Source organism: Streptomyces sparsogenes, assembly GCF_001704635.1.
Taxonomy (GTDB): domain Bacteria; phylum Actinomycetota; class Actinomycetes; order Streptomycetales; family Streptomycetaceae; genus Streptomyces; species Streptomyces sparsogenes.
On record NZ_MAXF01000239.1, the window covers coordinates 1 to 3,608 of the forward strand.

Sequence of the window (3,608 nt, forward strand, 5' to 3'; positions counted from 1 at the left end):
AGGTCCGGTGTCGACATCACCGCGACCCCGCCGGCCAGCGCCATCGAGCACTCGCCCTGGCGCAGCGCCCGCACCGCCAGGTGCAGCGCCACCAGCGACGACGAGCACGCCGTGTCCACCGTCACGGCAGGACCCGTCAGCCCGAAGGTGTAGGCGATACGGCCCGAGGCCACGCTGCCCGCCGTGCCCGTCATGGCGTGGCCCTCGACCTCTTCGGGGATCCCGGGCAGCCTGCTGCCGTAGTCGCGGAAGCTGGAGCCGATGAAGACGCCGGTGCTGCTGCCCTCCAGGGCGTCCGGGGAGATTCCGGAGCGTTCGAACAGCTCCCAGGAGGTCTCCAGCAGCAGCCGCTGCTGCGGGTCCATGGCCAGCGCCTCGCGGGGCGAGATCCCGAAGAACCCGGCGTCGAACTCCCCGGCGTCGTGGAGGAAGCCTCCCTCGGCCACGTACGAGGTGCCGGGGCGCTCACCGGTCACGTCCACCAGGGCGGCCGGGTCCCAGCCGCGGTCGGCGGGGAGCGGGGAGATGGCGTCGGTGCCGTCGGCCACCAGCCGCCACAGCTCCTCGGGCGAGGCCACGCCCCCCGGGTAGCGGCAGCTCATGCCGACGATCGCCACCGGCTCGCCGCCCGCCGACTCCACGGCACGCAGCCGCGACTGGGTCTCCTTCAGCTCGGCTGTGACCCGTGTCAGGTAGTAGCGGAGCTTCTTGGCGTCATCCATGCTTGCGTGCCCCCGAGAGTGAGACGGACGTAGGCGTGCGCCCGGGCGAGGGCGCCGGTCAGAGCCGCGACGGCGACAAGGGCTTCAGGAGATCCCGAACTCTTTGCCGATGTATTCGAAGATCTCGTCGTTGCTGGCGGATTCGAGGTCCTCGGCGTCGACGGCCTCCTCGCTCGCGGGGGCCGCGCCGGTGGCGGCGCGCAGCAGGTGCCGCAGCCGCCCGGCCAGTTCCGTGCGGGAGGGGTCGCCGTCGGGAAGCCGGGTCAACAGGACCTCGATGCGGTCGAGTTCGGCCGTGCCCGGCGCTGTCGCGGCCGCGGAGTCCGCGGTCCGGCGGTCGTCGCCGAACAGTTCGGTGCCGAGGTGGCGCACGAGGTCGGTCACGGTCGGGTGGTCGAAGACGACGGTGGTGGGCAGCCTGAGACCGGTCGCGACGTTGAGCCGGTTGCGCAGCTCCACGGCGGTGACCGAGTCCAGGCCGAGTTCGAGGAACCGGCGCCGGAGCTCCACCGACTCGCCGGAGTCGTGGCCGAGGACGTCGGCCACCTGGGCGCGTACGGCTTCGCGCAGCTGCCGCTCGCGCTCGGCCGGAGCCAGCCCGGCCAGCCGCTCGCGCAGCGGGGCGGTGACGGCGCCCTCGGCGGCCCCCTCCGCCGTGAGGACGGCGCGGGCCTCGGGCAGTTCGTCGAGCAGCCGGCTGGGCCGCGTAGCGGTGTAGGCGTGCGCGAACCTCTCCCAGTCGATGTCGGCGATCACGAGGCTGGTGTCGCCGTGGGCCAACGCGGCCTCCAGGGAGGCGAGGGCGCGCTCGGGCGGCAGCAGCGGTACGCCGTGCCGGGCGCTGGTCTCCCCGACCGCGTCCCGGTCGGCCATGCCGCCCCGCGCCCACGAGCCCCAGGCCACGGAGGTGGCCACGAGCCCCTGCGCGTGGCGGTGCTGGGCGAGCGCGTCCAGGTAGGCGTTTCCCGGCGCGTAGTTGCCCTGGCCCGCCATGCCCACCGTGCCGGCCAGCGACGAGAACAGCACGAAGGCCGTGAGCCCGAGGTCCTGCGTCATCTCGTGGAGTTGCCACGCGGCCCCCGCCTTGACCCGCAGCACCCGGTCGAGCTGCGCGGGGGTCAGTGTGGTGAGCGCCCCGTCGTCCAGCACGGCCGCCGTGTGCACCACCGCCGTCAGAGGGAAGTCGTCGGGCACCGACTTCAACAGGTGGCGCAGCGCGTCCGGGTCCGCCACGTCGCAGGCCGCCGCGGTCACCCGGGCGCCCGCCGCGGTCAGTTCGGCCTCCAGTTCGGCGTAGCCCGGCGCGGCGGCGCCCCGCCGGCTGACGAGCAGCAGATGCTCGGCGCCCTGGGCGGCCAGCCGCCTGGCGACCCGGCTGCCGAGCGCGCCGGTGCCGCCGGTGATCAGCACGGTACCGCCGGCCGGGGCCCAGGCCCCGGGCAGCGCGTCGCCGAGGGGCGCGCGGACGAGCCGGCGCCCGTAGGTCCCGGACGGGCGGATCGCGACCTGGTCCTCGTCGCCCCCGGCCGCGAGCACCGCGCACAGCCGGGCGAGGACACGCTCGTCCGGCTCCTGCGGCAGGTCGACCAGACCGCCCCAGCGGGACGGCAGCTCCTGGGCCACCACCCGGCCGAGGCCCCAGGCCAGCGCCTGTGCCGGGCTGGTGAGCGCGTCATGCTCGCCGGTGGACACCGCTCCCCGGGTGACGCACCACAGCGCGGCGTCCAGGCCGGACGCCTCGAGTCGCTGCAGGAGCGCGAGGTTGTGGGCCAGGCCGGCCGGGACGGCGGGCCGGTCCGCGAGGGGGGTCACGTCCTCCGCGAGCAGCGACAGCACGCCGACCGCCTCGGTGTGCGCGGCGAGCGCCGCGGCCCACGGCCCTTCCCCGGCCGTCCCCGTGTCGCTGATGCCGCCGGTGTCGCCGGTGTCGCCGACGTCACCTTCCTGCCCGACGTCGCCGAGCACGAGCGGCTCGACCACGGCCCCGTGCAGGCGCAGCGCGTCGGCCACCGTCTCGTAGAGCGTCCCGCCGAGTTGGTCTCGGGTGACGGCCACCAGCCAGGTGCCGGACAGCGCCGCCTTGGGGGCGCCGGGCAGCGGCTTCCAGTGCGCCCGGTACCGCCACGAGTCCAGGGTGGCGGCCTCGGCGTGCCGCTTGTGCCACGCGGAAAGCGCGGGCAGTACGGCCGTCAGCTCGGGCCGCGACTCGTCGAGCCGCAGGGTCTCGGCGAGTCCCTCCAGGTCCTCGCGCTCCACGACCTCCCAGAAGGCGGCGTGCGGATCCGCGCTCGCCGCAGGGCGGGCCGGTGCCGTGTCGAACCAGTAGTGCTTGGTCTGGAAGGCGTAGGTGGGCAGCTCCACGCGGCGGGCACCGGTGCCCGCGAACACCGCCTGCCAGTCCGGTACGACACCCCGCACCCACAGGGCGGCCAGGGACGCCAAGAACCTCCGGGGGCCGCCTTCGTCGCGTCGCAGGGTGCCCACCGCGGTCACTTCCGCCGCCGCGGCCTCTCCCGCGTCCTCGAGGGCGGAGGTCAGCACGGGGTGCGGGCTCACCTCGACGAAGGTGGTGTGGCCCGTGGCCATCAGCGCCTTGACGGTGTCGTGGAAGCGGACGGGCTCGCGGAGATTGCGGTACCAGTAGTCGGCATCCGCGCCGCCGTCCGCCAGAAGCTCCGCGGTGACCGTGGAGTACATCGGCACCTGGGCCGCGCGCGGCGCCACCGGCGCCGCCAGCTCCAACAGGGCATCCCTGATCGACTCCACCTGCGGGGTGTGCGAACCGTAGTCCACCGGAATCCGGCGCGCGCGCACCTCATCCCGCTCACAGGCCGCCATCAGCTCATCCAGCGCGGTCGCCTCACCGGCCACCACCGTGGACCGGGG

2 protein-coding genes are annotated in these 3,608 nt (G+C 74.9%); both read right to left on the reverse strand.

Annotation, left to right across the window (positions count from 1 at the left end; all coding sequences use genetic code 11):
- Window positions 1-722 (reverse strand): beta-ketoacyl synthase N-terminal-like domain-containing protein (locus BBH68_RS38600; protein WP_174589145.1); only part of this gene is annotated, 722 nt, incomplete at its 3' end.
- Window positions 723-806: 84 nt separating this feature from the next.
- On the reverse strand, window positions 807-3,608 hold a 2,802-nt coding region (locus BBH68_RS38605; RefSeq protein ID WP_141713170.1), incomplete at its 5' end, for an SDR family NAD(P)-dependent oxidoreductase.